Below are 3,399 nucleotides of genomic sequence, written 5' to 3' on the forward strand. Positions count from 1 at the left end.
GACAGACGCATGCGTGCAAGCGTAGGGGGCGCCATGCGCACCGCTGATGACGCCGACATACCGGTGCGCGCGGCGCACCCTGCGGTTGATCAGCTGACAGCAGCAGGGCTCGCTCCTGCAACCTCTCACGCGGAGCGGGCAGGTTTCAGGGCTGCGTGGCTGAAATGCCGGCTATCGCTGCTTCTTCTCCTTGGATCGGCAGTGGAACACCGCGTTTTCTTTGCAAGTACAAGCCCCGTCGTTATCATGCCAGCCTTGTTCATAGCGGGGCCTCGCATGCTGGAATTGTTGAAACTTCTACAGGATGGTCGCTTCCATTCCGGCGAAGCCCTTGGTGCTCGGCTTGGGATAAGTCGAAGTGCTATCTGGAAACAGTTGCAGGGCTTGGAGGCTGATTTGGGGGTCGAGGTGTTCAAGGTCCCAGGGAAAGGTTATCGACTGTCTTCACCACTGGTTCTGCTTGACGCCGAGCGGATTTCAGATGCCGCCGGAGGCGGGGGTTGGCCGGTCCATGTTGAGTCGAGCCTGGACTCTACAAATGCCGAGATATTTCGTCGTTTAGATGCCGGTATTCGCCCGCCTTTCGTGTTGTTTGCCGAGCGCCAGACTGCCGGTCGTGGGCGGCGGGGCAGGGTATGGGCCAGTCCGTTTGCCGAGAACCTCTACTGTAGTCTTGTCCTGCGCGTTGATGGGGGTATGAGCCAGGTCGAGGCTTTGAGTCTCACTGTGGGGCTGGCAGTGGCAGAGGCACTGCGGTCGTGTGGTGTGACGACGGCTGGACTTAAGTGGCCGAATGACGTCCTGGTCGGTGGGCGCAAGATTTCCGGAATATTGCTGGAGCTTGCCGGTGATCCTGCAGATGTTTGTCATGTAGTCATCGGTATTGGTATCAATGTGAACATGCTTGCCGATCTGCCAGCGGCCATTGATCAGCCTTGGACCTCGGTGCGGCAGTGTCTGGGTCATGCGCTCGATCGCAACGAATTAGCTGCTGAGCTGCTCCGGCAATTGCGCGAACATCTCTCGATACATTGGCAGCTGGGTTTTGCTGGCTTGCGCGATAAGTGGGAGGCGCTTCACGTGTGGCGAGGGCGGTCCGCTTCTTTGACAGCGGGAAATAACGCAATCCAGGGTGTGGTACTGGGGGTCGATGAGCGAGGGGCTATTCGGTTGAATGTGAATGGTGTCGATCAATCCTTCAGTGGTGGTGAGTTGAGCCTGAGGTTGCAGCATGATTCTTGAGCTCGACTGCGGTAACAGTTTTATCAAGTGGCGAGTCACCTCTTCTGATGGTGGGCAGCGCATCGCCGCTGGGGTGGTTGATTCCGATGCTGGTCTGTTCGAGGCATTGTCTGCTGTCCCTGATTTACAGGTCGCGCATTGCCGTATGGTCAGTGTGCGCAGCGACGCTGAAACCGAGCAGTTAGTCGCTCGGCTTCACTCCGCTCTGGGGGTTAAGGCTGTTTGTGCCCAGCCCGCCAGCCAGGTAGGGGTGGTGCGTAATGGCTATGAGGACTTTCATCGCCTTGGCCTGGATCGCTGGTTGGCCGTGCTAGGGGCCTACCATCTAGGGCAGCGCGCTTGTCTGGTGGTGGATCTGGGGACGGCAGTCACTGCTGATTTCATTTCTGCTGACGGTGTGCACCTTGGTGGGTTCATCTGCCCGGGATTGCCGCTGATGCGCGATCAGCTGAGTACGCACACGCGGCGTATTCGTTATGACCGCCAGGTGGCACTTGCCGCATTGCAGGAGCTTGACCCGGGGCGCTCCACCGCAGAGGCTGTCGAGCGGGGTTGTGTGCTGATGCTGCGTGGATTCGTCGCCGAGCAATTGGCGCAGGCGACGGCGCGCTTTCCTGATGGCTTCGAGGTATTCCTGACAGGCGGGGATGCGGACCTGGTGCGCGATGTTGTGCCGGGGGCTCAGGTCGTTGCGGATTTGGTATTTGTCGGGTTGGCGATCGCCTGCCCCTTGAATTGAGGCAAGGCATGCGCTGGTTCCTGCTACTGCTGTTACTTCTTAATGCGTTCTACTTCGTATGGCATCAACAGCAGGCGCCGCTGCGAGCCAAAGAAGTGGCGCCGGTCGGCGCTTATCTGGGGGGGCGAAAGGATATACGCCTGCTTAGCGAGACAGATTCGCCTCGCCAGTCTGCGGGCGAGCCTGCTGAGTCGCAGGCGCCTGCACCCGAAGCTGCTGTTTGCCTTTTCCTGGGGAGCTTCGAAGAGGAATCTCGCGCCCGGGTTGTCGAGCAGCGCTTGCTGAGTCTGGATATACAGGCTGATGTTCGCAGTATCGATGCGGCTGCCGGGGTCGAGTATTGGGTCTACTTGCCGCCGCTGGCATCCCGTCAGGCGTCGCTGCGTCAGTTGCGAGAGCTGCAGGCGCGTCGAATCGACAGCTACATCATCACGCAGGGTGAGTTGGCGAACGGTATTTCCCTCGGCATTTTTCCCCGCAATGATTCGGCTGACAGTGTCATGCAGCGCCTCCGTGATGTTGGTTACGAGCCGCAAATGCGTGAATTATCGCGTGCTCATCGCAGCTTCTGGGTCCGTGTGGCTCCTGAAAGCAGGCGGTTGGCTGATGAATTTCTGCTCGGGCGCCTGGCTGGAGACTTCGTCGGTTTGCAGCATCAATTAATGCCGTGTGAGGGCGTTGCATTGCTCCAGTAGTTTGCATAGAATGGCGCCCGCTTCGCAGGGTGGTCAAAGTTGGTTCCCTGAGAAGATGTTGTCAAAGTAGCTAACCTCAAGATTTTAAATGAGAAAAAGCTTGACAGCAGGGTGGCAGATCTAGAGAATGCCGCCTCACTTTGGAGGGGTTCCCGAGCGGCCAAAGGGATCAGACTGTAAATCTGACGTCATCGACTTCGAAGGTTCGAATCCTTCCCCCTCCACCAGATTCAGCGTGAGCTGCAAGCTCCGCGGGCATAGTTCAGTGGTAGAACCTCAGCCTTCCAAGCTGATGATGCGGGTTCGATTCCCGCTGCCCGCTCCAGTTTGTTGTTGCGCAATAGAGTTTGGCTCATGTAGCTCAGTTGGTAGAGCACACCCTTGGTAAGGGTGAGGTCAGCGGTTCAAGTCCGCTCATGAGCTCCATCTAATGAAGGCAGATATGAAAGTATCTGCCTTTGTTTTAATGGCGGCATGGCTTGCTCAATTCTTCGTTAGGAGACGGTCAAGATGGCTAAAGAGAAATTCGAACGTAACAAACCGCACGTCAACGTTGGCACCATCGGTCACGTTGACCACGGTAAGACCACTCTGACCGCTGCTCTGACCCGCGTCTGCTCCGAGGTTTTCGGTTCGGCCAAGGTCGACTTCGACAAGATCGACAGCGCTCCGGAAGAAAAAGCTCGTGGTATCACCATCAACACTGCGCACGTAGAGTACGAC

General features: G+C 57.5%; 4 protein-coding genes and 3 tRNA genes. All 7 read left to right on the forward strand.

Annotated elements, in window-relative coordinates; all coding sequences use genetic code 11:
• Nucleotides 1-276 precede the first annotated feature (276 nt).
• The gene (birA, locus tag ACJRW5_RS24840; RefSeq protein WP_484573134.1) at nucleotides 277-1,242 is read left to right on the forward strand and encodes a bifunctional biotin--[acetyl-CoA-carboxylase] ligase/biotin operon repressor BirA; all 966 of its coding nucleotides are present in this window, start codon (nucleotides 277-279) and stop codon (nucleotides 1,240-1,242) included.
• A complete protein-coding gene (locus tag ACJRW5_RS24845) occupies nucleotides 1,232-1,981 on the forward strand; it encodes a pantothenate kinase (protein ID WP_484573132.1) in 750 nt (249 codons plus the stop codon). Before birA ends, ACJRW5_RS24845 begins: the two co-directional genes overlap by 11 nt.
• Before the next feature lie 8 nt (nucleotides 1,982-1,989).
• Nucleotides 1,990-2,676 carry an SPOR domain-containing protein gene (locus ACJRW5_RS24850; protein ID WP_484573133.1) on the forward strand — a complete coding sequence of 229 codons (687 nt, stop codon included), beginning with the start codon at nucleotides 1,990-1,992 and terminating at the stop codon, nucleotides 2,674-2,676.
• 142 nt (nucleotides 2,677-2,818) lie between these two features.
• A tRNA-Tyr gene (locus ACJRW5_RS24855) sits at nucleotides 2,819-2,903 on the forward strand.
• A gap of 24 nt (nucleotides 2,904-2,927) precedes the next feature.
• A tRNA-Gly gene (locus ACJRW5_RS24860) sits at nucleotides 2,928-3,001 on the forward strand.
• A 25-nt stretch (nucleotides 3,002-3,026) separates the two neighbouring features.
• Nucleotides 3,027-3,102 (forward strand) — tRNA-Thr (locus ACJRW5_RS24865).
• Between the two features lie 84 nt (nucleotides 3,103-3,186).
• A partial coding sequence (locus tag ACJRW5_RS24870) for a GTP-binding protein (RefSeq protein WP_438943780.1) occupies nucleotides 3,187-3,399 on the forward strand: 213 nt, incomplete at its 3' end.

It is taken from the genome of Pseudomonas pichavaramensis (assembly GCF_050473265.1).
Lineage (GTDB): Bacteria > Pseudomonadota > Gammaproteobacteria > Pseudomonadales > Pseudomonadaceae > Aquipseudomonas.

Excerpts from the sequence above, each read along its gene's own strand:
- ACJRW5_RS24845 (WP_484573132.1), top strand. The coding sequence starts at position 1,232 with ATGATTCTTGAGCTCGACTGCGGTAACAGTTTTATCAAGTGGCGAGTC.
- birA (WP_484573134.1), top strand. The coding sequence starts at position 277 with ATGCTGGAATTGTTGAAACTTCTACAGGATGGTCGCTTCCATTCCGGC.
- ACJRW5_RS24850 (WP_484573133.1), top strand. The coding sequence starts at position 1,990 with ATGCGCTGGTTCCTGCTACTGCTGTTACTTCTTAATGCGTTCTACTTC.